Origin of the sequence: Streptomyces sp. SID3212 (assembly GCF_009865405.1) — a bacterium.
In the GTDB taxonomy this organism is placed as follows: Bacteria; Actinomycetota; Actinomycetes; order Streptomycetales; family Streptomycetaceae; genus Streptomyces.
This window is the reverse complement of the sequence record NZ_WWJY01000122.1, coordinates 1-1,723: the sequence shown is the minus strand read 5'-3', so window position 1 is coordinate 1,723 and position 1,723 is coordinate 1. Positions and strand designations below refer to the sequence as shown.

The 1,723-nt window shown below is 72.5% G+C and carries 1 protein-coding gene; it reads right to left on the bottom strand.

Annotated features, from left to right (window positions below; translation table 11 throughout):
• Positions 1-1,542 (bottom strand): serine/threonine protein kinase (locus GT042_RS03585; protein WP_161307237.1); only part of this gene is annotated, 1,542 nt, incomplete at its 3' end.
• Between the last annotated feature and the right edge of the window lie 181 nt (positions 1,543-1,723).

Genomic DNA, 1,723 nt, shown 5'->3' with positions numbered 1-1,723 from the left:
CGCCGGTGCCGCCGGCCGCCTCGCCCCCCGCCCCTTCCGGCGCGCCGTCCGCGCGCCCAGGCGGGACACGTCCTCCGTCGGCTGCGCGAACAGCTCCGTGTCCGTGACCCGTACCTCCGTGCCGAACAGCGTCGACAGCGCCGGGCGCGGGCGCCCCGTCTGGAGCGACACGACCTCCCGCAGCACCCCCGTCAGCTGCTCCGCCATCTCCAGCGCCGAGGAGAACCGCCGCGCCGGGTCCGGGTCCGTCGCCCGGACCAGCAGGCGGTAGAACGACTCGTACGTACGGAACACCTCGATGGTGTCCGGGTCCGGGAGCGAGTCCACGAACACGTTCGTGTAGCCGTGGAAGTCGAAGGTCAGCACCGCGAGCGTGCGCGCCACCGTGTACAGGTCCGAGGCCACCGAAGGACCCGTCTCCGCCACCTCCGGCGCCTGGTACCCCACGGTGCCGTAGATCGCCGACTCGTCGTCGTCCACCCGGCGGACCGCGCCCATGTCGATGAGCTTGAGCTGGTTCTCGGTCTGGATCGCGTTGTCGACCTTGAAGTCGCAGTACAGCAGGTTCCTGCTGTGCAGGTGACCCAGCGCCTCCAGCGCCTCGATGCCGTACGCGCACGCCTGCTCCACCGGCAGCGGATCCCGCTGACCGGTGGCCGTCCGCCGCTCGTTGGCGATCTCCTTGAGCGACTTCCCGCCCACGTACTCCATGACGATGTAACCGTCCATGGAGCCGGTCCGCTGGTCGAGGTGCTCCACGAAGTTGTAGATGCGGACGATGTTCGAGTGCTCGATCTCGGCGAGGAAGCGCCGCTCGGAGATCGCCGCCTCCATCGCGTCCTGGTCGCCCGTGTCCAGCAGGCCCTTGAGGACGACCCAGCGGTCCGAGACGGCACGGTCGATCGCCAGGTAGACCCACCCCAGACCGCCGTGCGCCAGGCAGCCCTTGACCTCGTACTGCCCGTGCACCACATCGCCCCGGGTCAGCTTCGGCACGAACGAGTACGGGTGGCCGCACTTCGTGCAGAACCCTTCCGTACGGCCCGGCCGGTCACCGCGCGAACGCCCCACCGGCGCCCCGCAGTCGGAGCGCGAGCAGAACCGCTTGCGCTCCGGCACCTCCGCGTTCTCCATCACCGCCGCCCGCGGATCCGGACGCGGCACGTCCGGTACGGAGACCAGCCCGGCGCCCAGCCTGCCGCGCCCCGAGGTCGTGGAGGACACACCCGAGCTGCGGACCGACACCGACCGGCCGCTCGGTGTCGTGCCCGACTGCGCCAGCGAGAGCCGGCCGGACACCGAACGGCGGGAGGTGGCGGAGCGCGAGGACGCCCGGGAGGAGGCGCGCGACGACGAACTGCCGCGCGCGGAGCGCCCGCTGGCCCGGCCGCCGCCCGAGACGCCCGTGGCCGGCGAGGACAGCTCGCCGCGCGCGCCCACCACCGGGGCGAGACCGCAGGTGTCGCAGTACAGCTCACCGCCGCCCATGTCCTCGTACGAGCCCTCGCACCCGGGGCGCTGGCATGTGCCCGTCCCGCTCATCGGTCCCCTCCTGTCCGTGTTCCTGTCGGTGGATCTGCCGCTCGATCTGCCAGCAGATCTGCCGGTGGATCTGTCGCTCGTACGGTCGGCCGCACCCGTCCCGCTGCCGTCGCCGTCGTGGCTCCGCTCACGGCCGCCCCCCGCCGTCCGCCGGGCCCGGCGCGCGCGGGACCAGGAGGTC